Origin of the sequence: Streptomyces sp. NPDC051913 (genome assembly GCF_044593635.1) — a bacterium.
In the GTDB taxonomy this organism is placed as follows: Bacteria; Actinomycetota; Actinomycetes; order Streptomycetales; family Streptomycetaceae; genus Streptomyces.
Map to the genome: position 1 here is coordinate 109,502 of NZ_JBIUCI010000012.1, position 22,755 is coordinate 132,256.

Here is a 22,755-nt window from a genome sequence, read left to right on the forward strand (position 1 = left end):
GCTCAGCTGTGGAACTTGACGTAACCGTCGCGGTCCGGGTCCGACCCGCTCTTGGTGTACGAGTGGACGTCGGCCCGGCTGCCGGCGGGCTTGAACAGGTAGATCGTGTCCTTGTCGTTGTTCCACATGAAGTTGCAGTTGTCGCGGTAGGCGACGTTCTTCGCGTCCGAGTCGCTGCCGTTGCCGCCGCGCAGCTTCACGTAGTCGCCGGGCTGGAGGTAGTGGTTCGCGGTGAACTCGAAGTAGTTCCCGGCCGCGTGGAGTCGCTCCCGGGCGCGTCGTACTGGACCCCGCGGATCTTCAGCGCGGACGTGTACTCGGCGGCCTGCGCGGGCACGGCGGTGAGCGCTATGAGCGTGCCGGCGGCCGCGGCCGCGGCGGCCGTGGTGGTGGCAAGGCGGATACGCATGACAAAGCCCCCCTGTGAAGGTTCAGTGAAGAAGAACCTGGAGCGTATACAACCTTCTTGTGCGATCACCCCCCGGTTCCCGAAATGCGACCACGTCAGTGCGGGTAGGCGCGCGGAGGCCGCTGCCGGGGCAGCGCGTCGCGGAACTCCGCGATGACGGAGTGGATCTGACGCATCAGCGCGGTGTTCTCGAGCCGGTCGAGGTAGAGGTTGCGGCCGGCGAGGGCGACGGCGTCCACGCAGAAGTACAGGGCCATCAGCGGGTTGATGAACAGCTCGCTGTCGCGGGTGCGTTCGGTGAAGCGCACGTCCCCGAAATCGCCGCGCACGGCCGCGGCGACGGAGCCGTTGACGATGCTCGGATGGTCCGGGGTGCACTCCTGGGCGTGGGCCACCGCGTCCAGGTACAGGGCGCCCTCCCGGCTCTCGCGGGGCAGCGAGAACGCGCCCAGGTAACCGCCCTCGCGATCCAGCGCGGCCACGTTCTCCAGGACCAGGGAGTGGTTCACCCCGTGATGGGCGTCCACCCCGAACCCCAGGCAGGCCACGAGCCGTTCGGGTACGTCGTCCAGCCCGGCCACCGCCGCCAGGCTCGCCATGTCCTCCTCGGGGGTGCCGAGTCCGTGCTCGTCGCCGCGCAGAAGGATGTCGGTCCCACCGTCCACCAGCACGATCGCGTCCACCGGACCCAGGTGGTCGAGGAGCGTGCGATAGGCGGCCCGCAGCGGACGCACCCCGGTGAGCGGGAAGGCGTACACCGTCGAGGGCAGGCCCTGCCGGTCCAGCCAGCGGGCGAGGGTGCGTTCGGGGAAGTAGTCGCCGCGGGCGGCGGTGTCGGGGCGGACGGCGGCGACGTCCTGGTCCAGCCACACATCCAGATCCAGGCCGTAGAGGTCCGCGAACGACAGGTTGGCCAGGTGCACTTCCTTCCCGGCGGCCTGGAGGGCGAGGGCCAGGGGGAGGCCGGCGTAGACGTCGAAACCGCCGCCCGCGCCGGCGACGAGTATCCGCCGCGCGCCGCGCAGACGGGTGAAGAAGGCGGGCTCTTGGAGAGAGAACACCGCAGGACGCTAACAGGCGATCTTTCGCTCAGGCCGCGCGCGTTGGGGCGGCAGGCTTGTGGGAGCGCTCCCAACCGGTCAGGATGCTGCGATGACTTCGCCACCCGCGATCCGCCGCTACCACCCCGACGACCGGGCCGCCCTCGACGACATCTGCATCCGCACCGCGCACAACGGCCTGGACGCCAGGCCGGTCTACGCGGACCCCGGCATCCTCCCGGTGATCTTCGCGCAGCCGTACGCCGTGTTGGAGCCCGACCTCGCCTTCGTGCTCGACGACGGCCGAGGGCGGGCCGTCGGATACATCCTCGGCGTCGCCGACACCCCCCGCTTCGTCTCCGAGTTCCGCACCAAGTGGCTCCCGCTCGTCGCCGACCGCTACCCGGAGGGCAGTGCCGCCCCCGGCGGTCCGGACGAGCTGATGATCCGACTCCTGCACGACCCCGAGCGGATGATCGTCCCCGAACTCGCCCCGTATCCCGCCCACTTGCACATCGACCTGCTCCCCGAGTGGCAGGGGCGCGGCTACGGCCGGGAGTTGATGCGGACCTTGCTGCGTGCCCTCGCCGAGCGCGGGGTCCCGGCCGTCCACCTGGTGATGGCGACGGCCAACGTCCCCGCCCGCGCCTTCTACGACCGCCTCGGCTTCCGTGAGATCCCGGTACCGGATCCGGGATCGATCGCTTGCCTCGGGCGTACGACGGGGGAACGCGAGCGGCTCTAGGTCCCGGCGTACTACGATGACTGTCGAAGTTCGACAGTCATCGAAATCCGGACGCCGGATCGGAAGTGGGGAGACGAGATGGCCAGGACCGTGCGATTCCATGAGGTCGGCGGACCCGAGGTGCTGCGGCTGGAGGACGTGCCGGTGGGTGAACCGGGGCCGGGCGAACTGCTCGTCCGTGTGGACGCGATCGGCCTCAACCGGGCCGAGGTCCTGTTCCGCGGCGGTCAGTACATCGAAGCCGTCAAGGAGTTCCCCGCCCGGCTCGGTACCGAGGCCGCGGGTGTCGTGGAGGCCGTCGGCGCCGGGGTGACGGGGTTCGCGGCCGGGCAACCGGTCAGCGTGGTGCCCGCGTTCTCGATGAACGAGTACGGCGTCTACGCCGAGCGCGCCGTCGTGCCCGCCCGGGCTGTGCTCCATCGCCCCGAAGGGCTCGACGCCGTGGCGGGCGCGGCCGTGTGGATGCCGTACGTGACGGCCTACGGCGCGCTCGTCGAGGTCGCCGGGATGCGTGCCGGGGACACGGTCGTCCTGACCGCCGCCTCCAGCAGCGTCGGCCTCGCCGCGATCCAGGTCGCCCGCAGCGTCGGCGCCGTCCCCGTCGCCACCACGCGCACCCGCGCCAAGGTCGAGGCGCTGCGGAAGGCGGGCGCCGCCGACGTGATCGTGACGCAGGAGGAGGACGTCGCCGAGCGGATCCTCGGCCGCACGGCCGGGCGGGGCGCCGAGTTCGTCTTCGACGCCGTCGCGGGACCCGGAGTGGTCGACCTGGCCCGGGCGGTCGCCCCCGGCGGCACACTGCTGCTGTACGGGGCGCTGAGCGGGCAACCGACCCCGTATCCGGGCTTCGAGCTGGGCATGCCCGCGCTCAACATGCGCACCTACACGCTCCACGAGACGACCCGCGACCCCGAACGCCTGCGCCGCGCCGAGGCGTTCGTCGCGTCCGGACTGCGCACGGGAGTCTTCGCCCCGGTCGTCGACCGGACCTTCGCCCTGGCGGACATCGCCGAGGCGCACCGCTACCTGGAGGCGGGCGCACAGGTCGGGAAGATCGTCGTCACCGTGGAGCACCACTGAACGCGCGAAGGGGCCGGGGAGTGCGACCCCCGGCCCCTTCGCGCTGCCTACGGCAACTCGCCTACGCGCCGCTCGCCTTGAGCATGTCCTCGCGCTCGACGATCTTCACGCGCTCACGGCCCTCCGGCGCACCCAGCGCCTGCTCGGCGGCGTCCAGCTTGTACCAGCCCTCCCAGGTGGTGAAGCGGATCTCGCGCTCGGCGAGGAACTCCTCCACGGCCTCGGGAGCGGGCGAAGCCGGCGTCTGGAGACGGTCGTTCGCGTAGTCGTCCAGCAGGTTGGCGACCGTCTCGTTGGCGTCGCCCTTGGTGTGGCCGATGAGACCCACCGGGCCGCGCCGGATCCAGCCGGTGACGTACGTGGACGTCAGGTGCTCGCCGCCCTCCTGGAGGACCCGGCCGCCGGCGTCCGGGACGGTGCCCGAGTCGATGTCCCAGGGCAGCTTGGGCAGCTTGTCGGAGAGGTAACCGACCGCGCGGTAGACCGCGTCGACGTCCCAGTCGGTGAACTGGCCGGTGCCCTTGACGTTTCCGGTGCCGTCCAGCTCGGTGCGCTCGGTGCGCAGGCCGACGACCTTGCCGTCCTCGCCGAGGATCTCGGTCGGCGACTCGAAGAAGTGCAGGAACAGCTTGTGCGGGCGCTCGCCGATGTCGCGGATCGCCCAGTTCTCCAGGGTCTTGGCGACCATGTCGACCTGCTTGTTGCCCCGGCGCTCGGCGATCGAGCCCTCGTCGTAGTCGATGTCCTCAGGGTTGACGATGACCTCGATGTTGGGGGAGTGGTCCAGCTCGCGCAGCTCCATCGGGCTGAACTTCGCCTGCGCCGGGCCGCGGCGGCCGAAGACGTGGATCTCGACGGCCTTGTTGGCCTTCAGGCCCTCGTAGACGTTCGGCGGGATCTCGGTCGGCAGCAGCTCGTCCGCCGTCTTGGCGAGGATGCGGGAGATGTCCAGGGCCACGTTGCCCACGCCCAGGACGGCGACCTTCTCCGCCTCCAGCGGCCAGGTGCGCGGCACGTCGGGGTGGCCGTCGTACCAGGACGCGAAGTCGGCGGCGCCGTAGGAGCCGTCGAGCTCGACGCCCGGTATGCGCAGCTCGCGGTCGGCCATCGCGCCGGTCGAGAAGATCACACCGTCGTAGAAGGCGCGCAGGTCGTCCAGGTGGACGTCGGTGCCGTAGTCCACGTTGCCGAAGAGGCGCACCTGCGGCTTGTCGAGGACCTGGTGGAGGGCCTTGACGATGCCCTTGATGCGGGGGTGGTCGGGAGCGACGCCGTACCGGATCAGCCCGAACGGGGCGGGCATCCGCTCGAAGATGTCGATGGACACACCGGGCTCGGTGGCCACGTCGGACTTGAGCAGAGCGTCGGCGGCGTAGATGCCGGCCGGGCCGGCGCCGACGATGGCTACCCGCAGGGGGCGGGGCATGATCAGGTTCCCTTCGAGAGGCGACAAGCGATCTCGACGGGAAGCCTAAGCTAAGGCAAGCCTAACCCGGTACGCGGGTCCGATCTATGGGCTCATAAGGCTACTTTATGAGCGGGCGCGGGCCGCGCGAGCACCTTCTCACGAGCCATCGGGAACCCGATCGCGGGGATCGGCCAACAGTGGTCGACCATGCCCGTGACTTCGAGGGAACCGCATGAAATCCACCGGCGATCCGTGCGTCGGAGACCGCCCCGCCGTCGCCCGCCACGACGACGTCCCGTCCGACGCCTCGGTCGTCGAGCGGTCCTGGGTGGAGCCCGACGCCTTCGAGCTCCTCTTCCACCGGTACGCCGACGACATCCACCGGTACGTCGCCCGGCGGCTCGGCACCGAGGCCGCCGACGACCTCATGGCCGAGACCTTCGTCGTCGCGTTCCAGCAGCGCCGCCGCTACGACCTGACGCGCCCGCACGCCCGCCCGTGGTTGTACGGGATCGTCTCCAACCTCGTCGGTCAGCACCGGCGTGCCGAGGCGCGGCGGCTCAGAGCGCTCTCACGGGTCGCCGCGACAGGGAGCGGTGACGACGGTGAGGCGCTCGCGGACCGGGTGGCGGCGCGAGTGAGCGCCGAGCGGGCGCGCGCCGAACTGGCGGGCGCGCTGGCGAAGCTGCCCGCCCGGCACCGCGACGTACTGCTGGTGATCGCCTGGGGCGACCTCGACTACGCGGAGGCGGCGGAGGCGCTCGGCATCCCCGTGGGCACCGTGCGCTCCCGGCTGCACCGTGCGCGGACCAGGCTGCGCGCGGCACTGGGCGGGTCGGATCCCACAGCCCTGCACGAGGAGACAGAGGAGACCGGACGTGGATGACCTCACCGCCGTACGTGAACTGGAGGCCGACGTGGCCCCGCTCACCGACGAGGCCCGCTTCGCCGCCCGCGCCCGGCTGCGGCGCGCCGTCGTCCAGGAGGGCCGCCCTGGCGCACTGCCGCGGCGGCTGATGCTGCGCGTCGCCGTCGCCGGAACGGCCGCCGCGGCGGTCGCCGGCGGGGTGGTAGTCGCCACCAGGCGCGAACGGGACGCCGACAGCCCGCGGATGGCCACGCTGAGCGCGGCGGAACTGTTGCACCGGGCCGCGGCGCGGACACGGGCCGACGGCGCGGGGACGCCGGTCCCGCGCGACGACCAGTACCTGTACACCAGGACGTACATCAGCCGGACCTACGTGAAGGACGGGCGGACGAAGACCTGGACGGACGAGAGCTGGACCTCCGTGGACGGCTCCAAGCCCTCCAGGCGCCAGGAGTACGGCAGGATCCACAACGACCCCCCGCTGGGCGAGCACGAGGTGATGTGGCCGCCGACCGAGTACGCCGCCCTGGCGAAGTGGCCGACGGACCCGGACGACCTTCTCGAACGGTTGCGGATGGGCCAGGAGGGGGACGACCGGACGGCGTTCGTGAACGCCATCCAGTTCTTCGTGGTGCCGCGCGTCATGCCGCCCGGACTTGAGGCCGCCTCCTTCGAGGCGGTCGCGCGGATTCCCGGCATCCGGATCGACCGCGGGGTCGTCGACGCGCTCGGCCGTCAGGGGATCGCGGTCTCCTACCCGGAGTTCGACTTCGCGTTCCTCTTCGACACGAAGACCTACGCCTACCTCGGGCTGAACGTGGACGGCGGCACCGGGGAGATGGTGGACGGCCGGATGAAGCTGCACGACCGCTTTCACGAGCTGCGCGCCAGGGAGGCGACGGGCGTTGTCGATCGCGTCGGACAACGCCCGTAGACAGCCTCCTGCCGCCGGTCAGCCGATGTGGTAACTGTCGCCGTACACCTTCCAGTCCAGCGGCGGGTCGAGGTTCAGGTTGCCCTTGCGCAGGAACACCCGCTGGGCCGTGTCGACGCGGCTGGTGTCGCTGTGGGCCTCCTCCTGCTTCATGGCCCACACCCGGGCGTCCAGGAAGGCGTTGAGGTAGGTGACCTCGTCGCCGCCCTGGGCCGGCGGCCGGGCCCGGTTCAGCGCCCGCCCCCGGATGTTGCGGAAGCTGGTCGGGTCGCCGCCGTCGCCGTGCATGACGATGGCGTCGTAGTACGCGAACTGCCCGAGCACGCGCAGCCCGTCGGTCTTGCCCTGCCGCACGGCCGGGTTGAAGTACACGCGGTCGCGCTCGTCGTCCTGGGCCCGCCTGAACTCCGCGTCCTGCGCGGCCCGGCGCCAGTCCCCGGGGAAGTTCGGGTCCAGGCCGGCGTGCGAGTCGCTGCCGTCGACCTGGCGCAGCGCCGGGAGGTAACGGGCGAGGACGTTGCCGGGCTTGCGGTCGGTGTACAGCTCGACGAGGTCGAGCATGTCGCCGGTGCCGGAGCAGAAGCCGATGATGCCCGCGGTGTAGCCGCGGCCGTCGCCGATGTCCTCGATGTACTTGTACTGCGCCTTCCAGTCGAGCGAGGAGTTCTCCGCGCTCGACACCAGCTGCATGGCGATCTCCTTCTTCGCCGGGTCGTCGAGTCCGACCGCGGTGGCGCAGGCCGCGGTCGCCTCGGAGGTGCGCAGGGGGACGGTGACCGCGGACGCGCCGATCAGACCGAGCAGGGCGCGACGGGACAGGTGTTTCACGGCGGCTCCAAGTGGAGGTGGGGGGTGGCGAGTTGGCCGTACGTGAACTGATAGGAAGGTTTACTATCAGAGTTGGGGCGCAAGGAACACCCATCGCGTCAAAGGTTCGTACCTATGAACAACGCGGCCGGTTACGGCAGCGGCTGCTCCGCCCAGATGACCTTGCCCTCGGGCGTGTACCGCGTACCCCAGCGCTCGGCGAGCTGGGCGACCAGGAACAGTCCACGACCGCCCTCGTCCGTCATCGCCGCGTAGCGCAGATGCGGCGACGTGCTGCTGCTGTCGAAGACCTCGCAGATCAGGGTGCGGTCGTACAGCACCCGGACGCGGATGGGCTCACCGCCGTAGCGGATCGCGTTCGTCACGAGCTCGCTCAGGATCAGCTCGGTGGTGAACTCCAGCTCCTCCAGGCCCCATTGGGTCAACCGCCGGGTGACCTCGGCCCGTACCCGCCCGACCTCCGCCGCCTCGGACGGCACCTGCCACTCGGCCACCCGGCCGGGGTCGAGCGCGCGGGTGCGGGCCACGATCAGGGCGATGTCGTCGCTGGGGCGGGCCGTGAGCTTGGAGTCGAGCACGACCTGGCAGGTCTCCTCGGGCGAATCGCCGGCCCGCTCCAGGGCGGCGGCCAGCAGCTCCAGACCCACGTCGATGTCCCGCTCCCGGTCCTCGACCAGTCCGTCCGTGTAGAGCACCAGCCTGCTGCCCTCGGCGAGTTCGAGGTCGGCGGTCTCGAACGGCAGGCCGCCAAGACCCAGCGGCGGACCGGCGGGCACGTCCGGGAACTCCACACTGCCGTCGGGGCGGATCAGCGCGGGCGGCGGATGTCCGGCGCGGGCGACCGTGCAGCGCCCGGACACGGGGTCGTAGACGGCGTACAGACAGGTCGCGCCGGTGACGGGGGCGCTGGCGCCCTCCTGGGTCTCGTCCTGGTCGATGCGACCGACCAACTCGTCCAGCAGCGCCAGCAGTTCGTCGGGCGGCAGGTCGAGGGCGGAGAAGTTGTGGACCGCGGTGCGCAGCCGCCCCATCGTCGCCGCCGCGTACAGACCGTGACCGACGACGTCGCCGACCACCAGGGCCACCCGGGCGCCGGACAGGGGCAGTACGTCGAACCAGTCGCCGCCGACGCCCGCCTGCGCGGGCAGATAGCGGTAGGCGATGTCCAGGGCGTTCTGCTCGGGCAGGTTGCGCGGCAGCAGGCTGCGCTGGAGTGTGACCGCCATAGTGTGCTCGCGGGTGTAGCGGCGGGCGTTGTCGATGGAGACCGCCGCCCGGGTCACCAGCTCCTCCGCCAGGGCGAGTTCGTCGGTGTCGAAGGGCTCCGGCTTCTGCGAACGCCAGAAGTTGACCACGCCGAGGACCAGGGCCCCGGCCCGCAGCGGCACGGTGATCAGCGAGTGGATGCCGAACTCCAGGACCTGCGCGGTACGTTCCAGATCCTGGGCCCGCCACCCCGGCGACTCGGCCAGCCGGGCCTCCAGGACCGCCTGACCGGAACGCAGGGCGCGGGCCTGCGGGGCCGACGCCACCAGCCGCATCCGCTCGCCCACCGGATACAGCGGCGCGTCCTTGCGGATCCCGCTGAACGCCGTGCGCCGCAGTTCGGTCCCCGCCTCCGGTTGCCCGCCGCCGAGTACCGCGTCGAACAGGTCCACGGTGGCGAAGTCCGCGAACCGCGGCACGACCAGCTCCGCCAGCTCCTCGGCGGTCCGCGTCACGTCCAGGCTGGTGCCGATGCCCACCCCGGCGTCGTAGAGCATGTTCAGCCGCTCCCGCGCCGTCTCCGCCCGGCCCGACAGGGCCCGCAGCTCAGTGGAGTCGCGCAGGGTCGCCACCGTGCCCGCCGGGCCGCCCTCCAGCTCGGTGGCGCGCTGGTTGACCGCCAGCAGCCGGTCGCCGACCAGGTGCACCTCGTCCGTCGCGACCCGCCCGGAGGCCAGCAGATCGGCCGTGTCCGGCGGCAGACCCAGGTCGAGGACGAGCCGCCCCTCGGCGTCCGCCGGCAGATGCAGCAGCCGCTGCGCCTCGTCGTTGGCGAGCAGGAGCCTGCCCTCCCCGTCCGCGATGAGCACACCCTCGCGCACGGCGTGCAGCACCGCGTCGTGGTGTTCGTACATGCGGGTCATCTCGTGCGGCCCCAGGCCGTGCGTCTGGCGCTGCAACCGTTTGCTGACCAGTGCCGTGCCCGCCGTGGCCACCGCGAGACCGCCGGCCGCCATCGCGATCAGCAGCGGCAGCTGCTGGTCCGCCGTCCCGCCCACGTGTGCCGTGGTGATGCCGGCCGACACCGCGCCGACGACCTTCCCGTCCGGGTCCTTGATCGGCACGATCGCCTGCACCAGCTGCCCGATGGTCCCGTTGATCTGCTCGATCACCACCTGCCCGGCCAGCGCGGGCTCGAGATTGCCGACGAACTTCTTCCCGATGCGGTCCGGTTTGGGGTGCGTGTAGCGGATGCCGTCGGTGTTGAGCACGACGATGAAGTCCACGCCGGTCGCCTTGCGCGCGGCCTCGGCCCGGGGCTGGAGCACCGCGGTCGGATCGGGGTCGTCCAGGGCCTCGCGGGTGCCCGGCGCGTTGGCGAAGGCCTCGGCGACGGCGACCGAGCGGTTGCGGGCCTCGGTCGTGCTGTCGTGCCGTACCTGGAGCACCAGGGCCACCACCGCGGCCACGACCAGCAGCAGCACGATCACGACCTGGAGCACGAACACCTGCCAGGCGACACTGCGTCCGCCCAGCGCCGACCGCGCCTCCGCCCGCCCGCGCCGCGACCGGCCTGCGTCACGCTGCGAGAGTCGGGCCATGTGCCATGTCTACACTGCACGGCCCCAGGAGGCGAGAGGCGTCACGCACCGTGACACGTCCTGCACGACACCTCGGCATGGCCCTCGCACTTCCCGGCGCCCCGTGTGTGGCAGGCCGGTGACGGCGGCTCATCGCTGCCGCCGCCGTCGCTCCGGTCGCCGCGTCGCCAGCAGCAGGGCGATGTCGTCCGGCCGCTCCGCGGTGTGCCGGGCCGCCGTGGTGAGACGGTCGGCCAGGTCCGCGAGGCGGGTCGAGGGGTTCCCGGCCCGGGTCAGGGCCAGCCGCAGGGCGCTGATGCCGTCGTCGATGTCGACACCGGGCCGCTCGACGAGACCGTCGGTGTAGAGCGCGAGGACGGCGCCGGGCTCCACCTGCAACTCGGTGACCGGGTAGCGGGCCCCGGCGTCGACGCCGAGGACGACACCGCCGGGCAGGTCGAGGACGCGGGTGGAGCCGTCGGGGTTGCGCAGCAGGGGTGGGGGATGGCCGGCCCTGGCCGCGCGGGCGAGCCCGGTGGCCGGGTCGAGCCGGATGTAGCAGCAACTGGCGAACTGACCGGGATCGAGGTCGATGAGCAGATGGTTCGTCCCGCTCATGACCTCGTCCGGCGGCCGGTCGCCGAGCGCGAACGCCCGGACCGCGCTGCGCAGTTGCCCCATGGTCGCGGCGGCCTGCACACCGTGTCCCTGGACATCCCCGATCACCAGGGCCAGGCCGTCCCCGGACTCGACGACGTCGTACCAGTCGCCGCCCACCTCCATGCCCTGGGTGCCCGGCAGATAGCGCCCGGCGGTCTCCACCAGCGGATGGTCCGTCAGCCGCCGGGGCAGCAGCGCCTGCTGGAGCCCGCGGGCGAGCGCGGCCTCGCTCTCGTAGCGCTGGGCCTTCTCCATGGCGTGCGCGATCAGCCCGGCGAGCGCGGTCAGCACCGAGCGCTCCTCGCCGCTGAAGCTGTGCGGCCGGTCGAAGCCGAGGATGCAGGAGCCGACCGGGCGCCCCGAGGCGATCAGCGGCAGGAAGGCGCGCGCGCCCTCCGTGGCGTCCAGCGCGATGCCGGGGTAGGCCGCCGAGAGCTGCTCCATGGAGTCGAAGAAGAGCGGCCGGCCGGTGGTGAGCGTCTCGACGCCGGGCAGCTGCGCGTCGAGGCCCACGCCGTCGAACGGGGCGAGGAACCCCGGCGGGAAGCCGGACTCCCAGGCCAGGAAGAGATGCCGGTCCTGGAGGAGGTAGAGGGCGAGCCGCCGGCCGCCGAACGCCGGGAGGAGCTCCCGCATGACCACGGCGGAGACCTGGCGGGCGGTGACGGCCTCGGTCAGGGCGATGGCGAGGACGATCGGCCGGTACAGCGGGGCCAGCGAGGACGCGCCGGACGTACCGCCCTCACCCCCGCCGGCGGCCGCCGCCTCTGCCGCGGTCGCGTCGGACATCCGGCTGCTCGGCTGGACGGTGCAGGTCAGCACGTCCGGGCCGGGATAGACCGACAGCGCCAGCCAGTCGCCCTCGAAGGATTCCTGCGCGGGGTCGGGAGGCCGCCGCACATGCAGATGCACCGGGGCGGGGGAGAGCAGGGCACCGCGCAGATGGTCCTCGAAGTCGGGCTGGCTCAGCCACGGCACGCTGTCCCACAGCGGGCGCCCGAGGAGCAGGTCGCGCGGCTGGTGCAGCAGCTGGGCGGCGCGCGGATTGGCGTAGGCGACGAGCCCGAGCCGGTCCAGGCAGAACACACCCTCCGGCAGCAGGTCGGCGGCGGCGTCGCCCGCCGCCGAGGGGCCGGGGTCGAGGACGAACCCGCGTACGTGCCGTGCGCCGGACCCGGCGGCCGAGGCGTCCGGGGTCCAGAACTCCATCAGCCGCAGTCCGCCGTCCGGGGCCCGCACATACAGTGGCAGCGACGGAGGCGGCCGGTTCGCGGCGGTCTCCTGGAGCGCGGCCAGCACCCGCTCCGCGTCCACGGGGGAGACCGCGTCCGCGAGTGCCCGGACGGTGCCGGCGAACTCCGTCGGCGCCACCCCCAGCAGGGCGTGCAGCGGCGCGTCGGCGGTGACCACGCCGGTCGCCGGGTCCCAGGCGAACCGGCCGAGCCGCCCCACGGACGGGTGCACGGCCGGCGGCCGCACGCACAGGGGCTCGCCGTCCCAGGCGACCGGTCCCGGGTGGCCATCCAGGTGGGCGGCCAGTTCCTCGGCGACCCGCGTCAGCCGCTCCCGCGCGGTCAGCACCTCGGTCGCGTCGGCCGCCGCGGGCCGCAGCACGGTCAGCACGCCGTACGTCGACGACGCGCCCACGACCGGCACGTACAGCGAACCGAACTGGAACGGCAGCCCCGCCGCGAACTGCGGATAGCGGCGCATCGTCTCCGTGGCGTTCGGCAGCACCACGTGCACCCCGAGCCGGTAGGCGTCGGCGACGGGGAACGGCCGGTCGGCGTGCAGCCGCCACCAGGGCCGGAACAGCGGCCCCGGCAGTCCGGCGACCACGGCCAGCCGCAGCATCCCCGGGGTGTGCGAGCGCAGGTAGATACCGCCGGCGTGTCCCCCGGCCGCGCCGATCGCCTCCGTCGAGGCGTCGATCAGCAGTGCGGCCAGCGGTCCCGGCGTCCGGTGCGTGTCCTCGCCGCTCCCAGTCATCGGCCCTGCCTCGTCGCTGTGCCGCCGCTCGGGCGACACAGCAAGAATGCGCCACGGAAGGCGTGCGGCGCACCCGGACGGCGACCAGGGACGAGAGTGGCACGCGGTGTCAGGCGCGCAGCCCCTGGAGCCCCTCGTAGGCCGCCGACACGATCTCCAGGCCCCGCTGGTCGTCCGCGGGCTCCCGCATCTGGTGGGTCACGTACGCCACCGCCAGCCGGGCCTCGGGATCGACCATGACGAGGGAGCCGCCCCACCCGCCCCAGCCGTACGTCGTGCCGAACAGGCCGTAGCCCAGGCCCCAGCGCATCGGCATGCCGAGGGTGCGGTCCGCGCCGTCGAACTGCTCCTCCCACGCCCGTGCGCACCCCGCAGGGGACAGCAGCCGCACCCCGCCGACCGTGCCCCCGCACGCCATCGCCGACTGCACGAGGGCGACGGACCGGGCGTTGCCGTAGCCGTTCGCCGCCGGGATCTCGGCCCGGCGCCAGGCCAGGCTGTTGGCGTCCCGGACCCGCAGCGCGGTCGCGGTGGCGGGCTTCGGGTCCGCGTTCGGGGCGCTCGCCGTGTAGTCCTCGTCGTGCGACGGCGGCGGGACGGCGAGCGCCACGCGGTGGTCGTCCCGCGGGCCCAGACCGATCCGGAAGTCGGCGCCGAGGGGCCCGGCCACCTCCTCGGCGAAGAACGTGCCCAGGGTGCGGCCCGTGATCCGGCGGACCACCTCGCCCACCAGGAAGCCCTGGGTGAGGGAGTGGTAGCCGGCCGCGGTTCCCGGCTCCCACTGCGGGGCCAGCGCCGCGAGCCGGGCGGTGACGGCGGGCCAGTCGTAGATCTCGGCGAGGGGGCCGTCGTAGTCGGGCAGGCCCGCGGTGTGCGACAGCAGATGCCGTACGAGCACCTTGTCCTTGCCCGCGGCGGCGAACTCCGGCCAGTACCGGGCCACGGGCGCGTCCAGGTCGAGCTCGTCCCGGTCCACCAGGACCAGGGCGGCGAGGGCCGTCATCGTCTTGGTCACCGAGAAGACGTTCACGACCGTGTCGCGCTCCCAGGGCCTGGTCCGGGCGGCGTCCGCGTATCCGCCCCACACGTCCAGCACGGCCTCGCCGTCCACGAAGACCGCGGCCGAGCCGCCGGTGTCCCCCTCGTCGAGGAAAGCGGCCAGCGCATTGGGCACGGCCGTGAACAGATCGTCGTACGAGCCCTGGATGTCTGCCATGGGCGGAATCTAGCGCCGGACGAGGGGCCGCGGGCAACCGAATTTCCGGGCGAAGGCGGGGCGGAGCGAGCGGTCGGCGGGGAAACGGCGGCCGTGGCTCATATCGTGGGAAGTGAGGCGATATCGGCAGTGAGGCGGCAGAGCCATGGCGGACGCTGGGATCGACTACGCGGCGGTGTTCCAGGCGCTGCCCGGCATGGTGGCGGTGCTGACCCCCGGGCTGGTGTACGTGGACGCCAACGAGGAGTTCGTCCGCATGTCCGGACGCAGCCGGGAACAACTCGTCGGCCGCTACCTCTTCGACGTCTTCCCCGACAACCCCGGCGACCCGGCCGCCTCCGGCATGCGCAACCTCGCGGCCTCCCTCCAGCGCGTCCTGACCACCGGTGAGCGCGACACCATGGCCGTGCAGCGCTACGACGTGCACTCCCTGGACGAGCCGGGACAGTGGGAGGAGCGCTACTGGAGTCCGATCAACGCCCCCGTGTTCGGCCCGGACGGCGAGGTCGTGCTGCTCGTGCACCGGGTCGAGGAGGTCACCGAGTTCATCCGTGACCGCGGCGGCCCCGTCGGCACCCGGGCCCGGGCGCTGGAGGCGGAACTGTACATCCGTGCCAGGGAGTTGCAGGAGGTCAACGAACGGCTGAGAAAGGCCCACGCGCGCGAGCGCGAGGTCGCCCTGGCCCTCCAGGAGGCGATGCTCCCGGCGCCGCGCCAGGTGCGCGACCACCGGGCGGCCGTACGCTACCGGCCCGCCGTCGGCGCGTTGAACGTCTGCGGCGACTGGTACGACCTCGTGGACCGGATCGGCGGCGACCGCATCTGTGTGGCGGTCGGCGACGTGGTGGGGCACGGACTGGCCGCGTCCTGCGTGATGGGCCAGCTGCGCAGCGCGCTGAGCGCCGCCTCCCGGGTCGCCGACGGGCCCGCGCAGGCCCTCGACGTCCTCGGCCGGTACGCCAACGTCGTCCCGGGTGCCGAGTCCGCGACCGTGGTCACCACCTTCGTCGACTTCGACGCCCGCACGATCACCTACAGCAGCGCCGGCCATCCCCCGCCGGCCCTCGTCCACGCCGACGGCCGGGTGGAGTTCCTCGACGGGGCCACCGATCCGCCGCTGGACGCCAGCCCCGCCCCCGTCCCGCGCCCCGAGGCGACCGCCGGCTTCAGCACGGGCGACACGCTGGTCCTCTACACCGACGGACTGGTGGAGCGCCGCCGCGAGGACATCGACATCGGCCTCGCCCGGCTGGCGGACTCCCTCACCCGGCACCGCAAGGCCGAACCCGAACCGATGGCGGACGCGGTGCTGCTGGAACTGCTGCCGCCGGAAGGAGCGACGGACGACACGGCGTTGATCGTCGTACGGCTGTGAGAGAGCGGGGCGGAGACCCACTGGGCCGGATGCAGCAGCACAAGGGGCAGGCCACAGGTGGGGCCGGACAGGCTGGACCGCAGCCCAGCCCACTCCCGGGAGCCCTTGATGCCTCTGACCTCCGCCCTGCGCGCCGCCTCCGTCGCCGCGCTCTGCGTGGCCGTACTGACCCCCGTCACCGCCGCCGGCCCCGCGTCCGCCGCCCCGCGAGGCGGTGACGACCACCGACTCCAGGAGCAGCTCGACCGGTTCGTCCACAGCCCCGGCGGCCCACCCGCCGTCATCGCCGTCCTCGACTACGGCAGGAAGACCCGCGTTCTCACCGCCGGCGCCGCCGACCTGCGCACCGGCCGCCCGCCCCGCCCCGACGACCACATGCGCATCGCCAGTACGGCGAAGGCCTACAGCGGGGCCGTCGCCCTGGCACTGGCCGACCGCGGCGCCCTCGACCTGGACGACACCCTGGCGAACCGGCTGCCCCGGCTGCCCGCCGCCTGGGGCGCGGTGACCCTGCGCCAGCTGCTCCAGCACACCAGCGGGCTGCCGGACTACTCGGAGAGCACCGCGTTCCGGGACGAGATCCGCGCCGACCCACGGCACCACTTCGACTCCCGCCGCCTGCTCGACTACGTGGCCGACAAGCCGCTCCGCTTCGCCCCCGGCAGCCGCTACCAGTACTCCAACTCGGACAACATCGCCGTGGCGCTGATGGCGGAGGCGGCGACCGGGACCCGGTACGAAAGCCTCCTGCGTGAACTCGTCTACCGGCCGCTCGGCCTCCACCGCACCAGCCTCCCGCAGGGCTACCGGATGCCCAAGCCGTACATGCACGGCTACGCGGTGGACCCGCCGGCCGCGCCGGAGGACGTCAGCGAGGTCCTCGGCATGTCCGGTGTGTGGGCCTCCGGAGGCATCGTCTCCACGCCGGCCGACATGAACCGCTTCATCCGCGGCTACGTCGGCGGCGCGCTCTACGGCGGACGCATGATCCACGCGCAGCGCCGGTGGATCGAGGGCGCCTCCGAACCCGCCGGGCCCGGACACAACCGGGCGGGCCTCGCGCTCTTCCGGTACGACACCCGGTGCGGTGCCGTGTACGGCCACACCGGCAACACCCTCGGCTACACCCAGCTCGTCGCGGCCAGCCCGGACGGCCGCCGCTCGCTGACGTTCTCCGCCACCACGCAGATCAACAAGGCGACCGACCCCGCCCAGGTGGAGCGGATGCGCGAGCTGGAGGAGAACCTCGTCTGCGCACTGCTGCGGCATCCCTGACGGCCCGCGCGGAGCGGACGGGCAGGGCGGAAAGGCACATGCCCTGCCCGTCGGAAGGGCCCTGGCAGGACCTGCCCTACTGGGACCCACCGAGCACGTGCTCTCCAGCGACCTGGGCCATGAGTTCGTCCACCGTCAACCCGCCAACCCCCGTGAGGTTGCGGGGCTGGTGCGGATGGCCCGGGACGAGCCGATGGGGGGTTACGCCTGGGACGGCGACCGGCACTGGACACCGCGGGCGGTGCGCGAGTGGTGGGCCGGACGCGCACAGGTCCACGCCTGGAGACCTATCTGCGGGGGTATCTCTTCTGGCTGACGGAGCGGCGCGAGCCGCGTCTCGGTGAGCCACTTCCCGCGCTGTGAGGGCGTCGACCTCTCGACGGCGGGTGCGTCACCGTCACCGACGCGTCCGGCCCGCCCGGCGCGCTGAGGTCGTGGGCCTGCGCCCCTGTACCGCCCAGGCGCGAGCCGTCAGCGGGATCGTCCCGTCGGCCCGCGTCGGCACCCGTTCGCGCAGCGTCCGGCGCAGCTGCTCGCGGCGGTCGGGGGAGAGGGCGGCGACATAGCCGGGGGCCGGGCCCTGGCCGGACAGGAACGGGGTCCACAGGTCGTCGAAGTGGGCGAACAGGGTCGGGATCCCGATCGGTGCGACCGTGACCTCGGTCAGCCCTGCCTCGCTCCACAGGGCACGCAGTGCGGGCGGCCGGCAGAGCGGGAAGCGCCGGCTCTCGTCGTGGGCCCGGGCCGACGGGTCGACCGCAGTGGCGGCGGCCCAGAAGTGGCGCAGGAAGCCCATGCCCTCGGCGTAGTCCCACACATAGGCGGCGACCACGCCGCCCGGCCGCACCCCACGCACCGCCTCCGCCAGCGCGACGCCGGGCGCGGGCAGGAAGTTCAGCACCAGACCGCTGACGGCCACGTCGAACACCGCGTCCCGTACCGGCAGCGCCCGGGCGTCCGCCACGGCGACCCACGTCGGCGGGGGAGCGGACGTGCGCGCCGTCGCCGCGAAGCCGGCGGACCGCTCCACGCCCAGCAGGGCGCCGGGCCGGCACCGTACGGCCACCGTGGAGGTGAGCGCCCCCGACCCGCAGCCGATGTCCAGCCACCGGTCCCCGGGCGGACGGTCCAGGAGGCCGACGAACTCGTCGGCGACCAGCCGGCTCCACCGGCCCATGTACCGCTCGTAGGCGTCGCCGGCGGTCCACACGTCGAAGCGTCGTTCGCTCACCCCTCCACCTTGCTCCGTTTCACGGGGCGTTGCAGGCGGCCGGCACCGGCCGAGCGGCCGGGCCGCGCGCGTCCCGGGCGGCCGAGCACGACGCCGAGCAGCACCAGCGGCAGCCCGCACACCTGCCGGACGGTCAGCGCGTCGCCCGCGAGCGCCGTGCCGAGCAGCACCCCGGTCACCGGGTTGAGCAGCCCGATCAGACCGACCGTCCCCGCCGGCAGTCGCCGTAGGCCGGCGAACCACACGGTGAAGGCCAGTGCCGTGGCGACGACGGAGACGTAGGTGAAGGCCAGCAGCGCCGAAGCGGACAGGGCGGGCGGCGGACCCTCCACGGCCGCCGCGACCGGCAGCAGGAGCAGCGCCCCGGCGGTCAGCTGCCAGGCGGTCGAGGCGAGCACCGCGCCGCCCGCGTTCCACCGCTTGGTCAGGATGTGGCCGAAGGCCGACACCAGCATCGCCCCGCCGGACGCGAGCATCCCCGGCACGCTCACCCCGTCCGCGCCGGTGAACAGCATCAGACAGACCCCGGCGAGTCCGACGGCGGCGCCGGTGAGAGGGGCGGCGCCGGGCCGCTCGGCGACCAGGGGCCAGGCGATGAGCATCATCGTCAGCGGGGACACGGCCATGACGGTCGAGGCCACGCTCGTCGGGAGCAGTTGCGAGGCGGCGTAGACGAGGACGAAGAACACGCTCACGTTGAGCAGCCCGAGCACCGCCGACCGCCACCACCACACCCCGCGTGGTCGCTGCCGGGCGAGGGCCAGCAGGACCAGGCCGGCCGGCAGCGCCCGCAGGGCGGCCCCGTACAGCGGCCGGTCCGTCGGCAGGAACTCATGGGTGACGTAGTAGTTGGTGCCCCAGGCCACCGGCGCCACCGCGGTCAGCGCCACCCACCGCGTATTAGCTTCCATGGAAGCTAATATAACTTCCCGGGAAGCTAAAGTGGGATGCATGTCCACGGAAGACCGGCAGCCGCCGGACCGCGTAGCCCGTATCCAGGCCGACTGGCGCCGCGAGCGCCCCGATCTGGACGTCGGTCCGCAGGGCGTGATCGGCCGGCTGCACCGGCTCGCCGACCGGCTCACCGAGGAGCTCGTGCTCGTCTACGGCCGCTACGGCCTCGGCGAGGGGGAGTTCGACGTCCTGTGCGCCCTGCGCCGGGCCGGTGCGCCCTATGAGCGGGCGCCCGGCGAGCTCGCCGCGCACACCATGGTCACCACCGGCGCGATGACGAAGCGGATCGACCGGCTGGAGCGGGCCGGCCTCGTCACCCGCCGCCGCTCCGCCGACGACCAGCGCGGCCGGATCGTCGCCCTCACCGACCCCGGTCGCGCCCTGGTCGACCAGGCCTTCACCGACCACATGCACAACGAACGCCGACTGCTGGACCTGCTGACACCCACCGAGGCCGAGACCCTGGAGCAACTGCTCACCACCTGGCTCTCCCGCCTGGAACCCCCGACGCCGGGCTGACCGAGCCGCTCAGACGGTGACGACGAGCTTTCCGCGCGGATGACCGCTCTCCAGATGCCGTACGGCGGCCACGGCGTCGTCCAGGGGATAGGTCCGGTCGATCACCGGGGCGATCGCCGCCGTCTCCGCCAGGGCCTTGAGCCTCAGCAGGTCCGGTTGCCGGGTACGGGCGAAGACCGGGCGCAGGCGCTGCCCCACGAAGAGGGACAGCACCAGACCGCGCACCTGGCGGTCCAGGCCGCCCAGCACCGGCCCGCCGTCCTCGCCGCCGACGAAGAGGACCGTGCCGCGCGGGGCCAGGACCCGGCGCAACCGGGACAGGGAACGGTTGCCGGCGGCGTCGATGACTAGGTCGTAGCGGACGGCGCGGGCGGTGATGTCCTCCCGGGTGTAGTCGATGACGTCGGTGGCGCCCAGCGATCCGACCAGATCGGCCGCGCCGGGACCGCACACCCCGGTGACCTCGGCACCGTAGTGCGCGGCGAGCTGCACGGCGAAGGTGCCCACACCGCCCGAGGCGCCGATCACCAGCACCCGCCGGCCGGGGGCCGGGAGCGCCAGATCCAGGGCCTGGAGCGCGGTGATGCCGGAGACCGGCAGGGCGGCGGCCTGGACGAAGGACAGGCCCGCCGGCATCGCGGCGAGCTGATCGGGCCTGGCGCGCGCGTACTCGGCGAAGGAGCCGTCGCACTGCCCGAACACCTCGTCCCCCGGCTTGAACCCGGTCACCTTCTCCCCGACCGCCGCCACCCGGCCGGCCGCGTCCCAGCCGCGCACGACATGGGCGGGGCGCCGAAGCCCCAGCTCGGGACTGAGCCGGGCGATGTAGGGCCGGCCCGTCATCAGATGCCACACGCTGGGGTCGACGCCCGCGGCCCGCACCTCCACGAGCACCTCGTCGTCACGGGGCACGGGACGCTCGACGTCCCGCAGTTGCAGTGAATCGGTGGAGCCGTACGCGTACTGGACGATGGCCTTCATCGGGGGCACTCCTCCGCGCCGGTTCGACGGTGTCCTCCCGGATGGTCCCGGCGAACCGCGCGACTGACCAGCCCCCGCGACACCGGCGCCCTCGCCTTCTGCCGGGCGCCGCCCCTGCTTACTGCCGGGCGCCGTTCCTGCGGCGTACGGCGAACACGACGGCCACCGCCACGACCAGCACCACCGCGACGGCGATCCACGCCCCGGCCGACAGACCGCCGTCGTCGTCCTGCTCGGCGTCGGCCGCCTGCGGGGTCGGCGAGGCGTCGGTCTCCTCGGCGGTCGGTGTCGCCGACGCGCTCTCGGAGACGCTGGGCGACGGGCCGACCGGCGTCGCGCCCGGCGCGGCGGCTTTCAGCTCCAGCACCGGCGCCGGGTTGCCCTCCGCGTGGCCGTGTCCGTCGTCGTCGCCGGACTCGTCCAGCTCGATCCAGCGGTCCACCTTGCCGTCGCCGTATGTCTGGAGCGTCTTGAACGCCAGCTCCTTCGCGTCCGGCAACTGCCGTACGACGACGGAGTACTCGGCGTCGGCGCCCACCTTCAGGGCCGCGCCCTTCACGGTGTAGCCGTCGTCGGTCGCGCTGAACTTCCAGCCCTCGGGGCCGTCTTCGTAGGTGACGTCGGACGGGGCGATGCCGTCCGGCAGGACCACCCGGATCTGGGATATCCCGGCGGTGGCGGACTCCGACTCGGCGGTGAAGGTGAGTTCGGCGTTCCGGGCGAGCGCCTGCGCGTCGTCCGACTCGACCTCCACATGGGCGGCGGCCGGAACGGCGGTGCACAGTACGGCGGTTGCCGCCGCGGCCACGGCGACGGTCAGACGGCGGGTGATGCGGGACATTGGGTGTCTCCAGGCATGGGGGTAGGACGGGGCCGCCGTACGGCGAGAGCCGAACAGGCGCCCCGATCGGGTCAGGTGACGAGAGCTGCCCGACCCCGCGGCGGCCCCCGCCGCACCACCGCGTACGCGAGAACGGTCCCCGTGGGCGCCGTCCGCGCGTCCTCCGCCGTGCACGGAACCGGTACACCGAGCCGCCCGGCCGGCTGTGGCCGGGTGAACAGCGCCCGCGCGGCGGCCACATGGCCTCGCACCGAGCCCAGCACCGTGTCCACGCCCCGGGCCAGCGTCCAACAGGCCACGTCCGCACGGTGCAGCAGCACCGCGACGAGTACGGCGACCAGGGCGTGGGCCGCCGTCATGGCCACGGAGCCGTGCAGCGGCTCCTCCCGCACCATCGTGTGGCCGTGGTGGTGGACGTGCGCCCGCGGTGTGTGCGCGGTGAGCGTCAGCCACAGATGCAGCCCCGACTGCCCCGCCACGCTGCACACCACGACCGTGCCCACATGCCGCGGCCGGCGCACGCCGACCAGCCCCAGGCCGAAGAGCCCGGCGGCCACGGTCGCCCCCCGCGCCCACGGCACGGACTCCGCACCGAGCAGATGGTGGGCGCTCACCCCCAGCACGGAGCCGACGACGGCGAACACCGCGGCCCGCAGGACGGGCAGGGGTGCTCGGCGGTTCACGACGTGCGGGTTCATGACCCGCTCATCCTGGCTCACGGGAGGCGCGGAGCGCAGGCCGCTCGGGAAAGATCGACGGCCTCAGAGGGAAACCTCCACCGCCCCTCGAGACCGGGAACGCACCCAGCCGAGCAGCACCACCGAGCACAGGGCGGCCAGCGCGCACCAGGTCGAGACGAACTCCAGCCGCCACAGCGCCGAGCAGACCAGCGCACCCCCGCCCATCAGCAGCCCCAGCACGAACAGCCGCCGGTCGCCGGAGAGCAGCAGCGAGCCCACGGTCGCCAGCAGATACCCGGCGATGAGCAGCGGGGTGTGGGGCAGCCCGATCGAATAGCCCATGGTGTGCCCGCGGATCTCCGCCGTCACCGGCCCGGAGACCAGGGCCTGCGCGAGCGCCGCGGCCGTCACGGCCCCGGCCACCAGCGGCACCGCCAACCGGCGCCGGGCCCGCGGCGTGGCCGCGCACCACACGGCCACCGGCACGCCGAAAGCCAGCACGGGCAGCGCGATGACGGCCCACACCACCGTCGCCGTCCCGCTGCCGCCACCGGAGTTCCACACCAGCGCCTCGACGACCTGATGCGCCCCGAGCAACAACGGAAGTCCGGCCAGCGGGACATCGCGCGGATCGCGCACCCGCGCCAGACAGGCGACGCCGACCGCCGAGACCGCCGTACCGGCCACCAGGTCGGCCGTCGCACTCCAACACATCACGCCACCCGGGGCCTTGGACCGCGGCCACCCGTCGTGACCGCCCACCACGTTACGTCGGTGCCGGCCGACGTCCGGGAGGACACGGGGGCGGGCCGCCGGAGCGGGGACGGGCACAGGGAGAAGGGTCCTGATCAGAACGCCCCGGACACCCCTTAGGCTTCTGCCGTTGGTCAAACCGTCAAACAGACGCCGGCCGACACGACAACCAGGGGAGCAGGG

At 73.0% G+C, this 22,755-nt stretch carries 19 protein-coding genes and 1 pseudogene; 7 read left to right on the top strand and 13 right to left on the bottom strand.

What is annotated here, in order from left to right:
- Positions 1-2: 2 nt before the first annotated feature.
- Positions 3-409 (bottom strand): annotated as a pseudogene (locus tag ACIHIX_RS31760) (lamin tail domain-containing protein).
- Between the two features lie 95 nt (positions 410-504).
- The gene (locus ACIHIX_RS31765) at positions 505-1,470 is read right to left on the bottom strand and encodes a DUF1152 domain-containing protein (protein ID WP_399962189.1); all 966 of its coding nucleotides are present in this window, start codon (positions 1,468-1,470) and stop codon (positions 505-507) included.
- A 91-nt stretch (positions 1,471-1,561) separates the two neighbouring features.
- Between ACIHIX_RS31765 and ACIHIX_RS31770 the strand changes: the two genes are divergently transcribed.
- Entirely contained in the window at positions 1,562-2,194 is a 633-nt protein-coding gene (locus ACIHIX_RS31770; protein ID WP_399962191.1) for a GNAT family N-acetyltransferase, read from the top strand.
- Positions 2,195-2,272: 78 nt separating this feature from the next.
- The gene (locus ACIHIX_RS31775; protein ID WP_399962193.1) at positions 2,273-3,274 is read left to right on the top strand and encodes a zinc-dependent alcohol dehydrogenase family protein; all 1,002 of its coding nucleotides are present in this window, start codon (positions 2,273-2,275) and stop codon (positions 3,272-3,274) included.
- Between the two features lie 61 nt (positions 3,275-3,335).
- Here ACIHIX_RS31775 and ACIHIX_RS31780 read toward each other — a convergent pair whose 3' ends face one another.
- The gene (locus tag ACIHIX_RS31780; protein WP_399962195.1) at positions 3,336-4,700 is read right to left on the bottom strand and encodes an FAD-dependent oxidoreductase; all 1,365 of its coding nucleotides are present in this window, start codon (positions 4,698-4,700) and stop codon (positions 3,336-3,338) included.
- 214 nt (positions 4,701-4,914) lie between these two features.
- Here ACIHIX_RS31780 and ACIHIX_RS31785 point away from each other — a divergent pair, with 214 nt between their 5' ends.
- A complete protein-coding gene (locus ACIHIX_RS31785; RefSeq protein ID WP_399962197.1) occupies positions 4,915-5,568 on the top strand; it encodes an RNA polymerase sigma factor in 654 nt (217 codons plus the stop codon).
- Positions 5,561-6,484 carry a CU044_5270 family protein gene (locus ACIHIX_RS31790; protein WP_399962199.1) on the top strand — a complete coding sequence of 308 codons (924 nt, stop codon included), beginning with the start codon at positions 5,561-5,563 and terminating at the stop codon, positions 6,482-6,484. Before ACIHIX_RS31785 ends, ACIHIX_RS31790 begins: the two co-directional genes overlap by 8 nt.
- A gap of 18 nt (positions 6,485-6,502) precedes the next feature.
- On the opposite strand, the gene ACIHIX_RS31795 is transcribed toward ACIHIX_RS31790, so the two are convergent.
- The 4 genes from ACIHIX_RS31795 to ACIHIX_RS31810 form a co-directional block, all read right to left on the bottom strand.
- Complete coding sequence (locus ACIHIX_RS31795) at positions 6,503-7,312, bottom strand: chitosanase (protein ID WP_399962201.1); 810 nt, start codon at positions 7,310-7,312, stop codon at positions 6,503-6,505.
- Positions 7,313-7,443: 131 nt separating this feature from the next.
- Positions 7,444-10,119 carry a SpoIIE family protein phosphatase gene (locus ACIHIX_RS31800; protein ID WP_399962203.1) on the bottom strand — a complete coding sequence of 892 codons (2,676 nt, stop codon included), beginning with the start codon at positions 10,117-10,119 and terminating at the stop codon, positions 7,444-7,446.
- 129 nt (positions 10,120-10,248) lie between these two features.
- Positions 10,249-12,747 carry a SpoIIE family protein phosphatase gene (locus ACIHIX_RS31805; RefSeq protein WP_399962205.1) on the bottom strand — a complete coding sequence of 833 codons (2,499 nt, stop codon included), beginning with the start codon at positions 12,745-12,747 and terminating at the stop codon, positions 10,249-10,251.
- 109 nt (positions 12,748-12,856) lie between these two features.
- A complete protein-coding gene (locus ACIHIX_RS31810; protein WP_399962207.1) occupies positions 12,857-13,963 on the bottom strand; it encodes a serine hydrolase domain-containing protein in 1,107 nt (368 codons plus the stop codon).
- 145 nt (positions 13,964-14,108) lie between these two features.
- On the opposite strand from ACIHIX_RS31810, the gene ACIHIX_RS31815 reads away from it, so the two are divergent.
- Both ACIHIX_RS31815 and ACIHIX_RS31820 read left to right on the top strand, forming a co-directional pair.
- On the top strand, positions 14,109-15,338 hold the full coding sequence (locus ACIHIX_RS31815) for a PP2C family protein-serine/threonine phosphatase (protein WP_399962209.1): 1,230 nt from the start codon (positions 14,109-14,111) through the stop codon (positions 15,336-15,338).
- A gap of 108 nt (positions 15,339-15,446) precedes the next feature.
- Positions 15,447-16,613 (top strand): serine hydrolase domain-containing protein, encoded by a 1,167-nt coding sequence (locus ACIHIX_RS31820; RefSeq protein WP_399962211.1) that lies wholly within the window; start codon positions 15,447-15,449, stop codon positions 16,611-16,613.
- 397 nt (positions 16,614-17,010) lie between these two features.
- Here ACIHIX_RS31820 and ACIHIX_RS31825 read toward each other — a convergent pair whose 3' ends face one another.
- Together ACIHIX_RS31825 and ACIHIX_RS31830 are read right to left on the bottom strand one after the other, a co-directional pair.
- Complete coding sequence (locus ACIHIX_RS31825) at positions 17,011-17,844, bottom strand: class I SAM-dependent methyltransferase (protein WP_399962213.1); 834 nt, start codon at positions 17,842-17,844, stop codon at positions 17,011-17,013.
- Positions 17,841-18,755 (bottom strand): DMT family transporter, encoded by a 915-nt coding sequence (locus ACIHIX_RS31830; RefSeq protein WP_399962216.1) that lies wholly within the window; start codon positions 18,753-18,755, stop codon positions 17,841-17,843. The genes ACIHIX_RS31825 and ACIHIX_RS31830 overlap by 4 nt, the downstream gene beginning before the upstream one ends.
- A gap of 40 nt (positions 18,756-18,795) precedes the next feature.
- On the opposite strand from ACIHIX_RS31830, the gene ACIHIX_RS31835 reads away from it, so the two are divergent.
- A complete protein-coding gene (locus tag ACIHIX_RS31835) occupies positions 18,796-19,317 on the top strand; it encodes a MarR family winged helix-turn-helix transcriptional regulator (protein WP_399962218.1) in 522 nt (173 codons plus the stop codon).
- 9 nt (positions 19,318-19,326) lie between these two features.
- Here the strand turns inward: ACIHIX_RS31835 and ACIHIX_RS31840 are convergent, their stop codons facing one another.
- The 4 genes from ACIHIX_RS31840 to ACIHIX_RS31855 form a co-directional block, all read right to left on the bottom strand.
- On the bottom strand, positions 19,327-20,298 hold the full coding sequence (locus ACIHIX_RS31840) for an NAD(P)-dependent alcohol dehydrogenase (RefSeq protein WP_399962219.1): 972 nt from the start codon (positions 20,296-20,298) through the stop codon (positions 19,327-19,329).
- A 118-nt stretch (positions 20,299-20,416) separates the two neighbouring features.
- Entirely contained in the window at positions 20,417-21,139 is a 723-nt protein-coding gene (locus ACIHIX_RS31845) for a DUF1775 domain-containing protein (RefSeq protein ID WP_399962221.1), read from the bottom strand.
- A 71-nt stretch (positions 21,140-21,210) separates the two neighbouring features.
- On the bottom strand, positions 21,211-21,837 hold the full coding sequence (locus ACIHIX_RS31850; RefSeq protein ID WP_399962223.1) for a hypothetical protein: 627 nt from the start codon (positions 21,835-21,837) through the stop codon (positions 21,211-21,213).
- Between the two features lie 63 nt (positions 21,838-21,900).
- Complete coding sequence (locus ACIHIX_RS31855; protein WP_399962225.1) at positions 21,901-22,533, bottom strand: DUF6629 family protein; 633 nt, start codon at positions 22,531-22,533, stop codon at positions 21,901-21,903.
- Positions 22,534-22,755 lie beyond the last annotated feature (222 nt).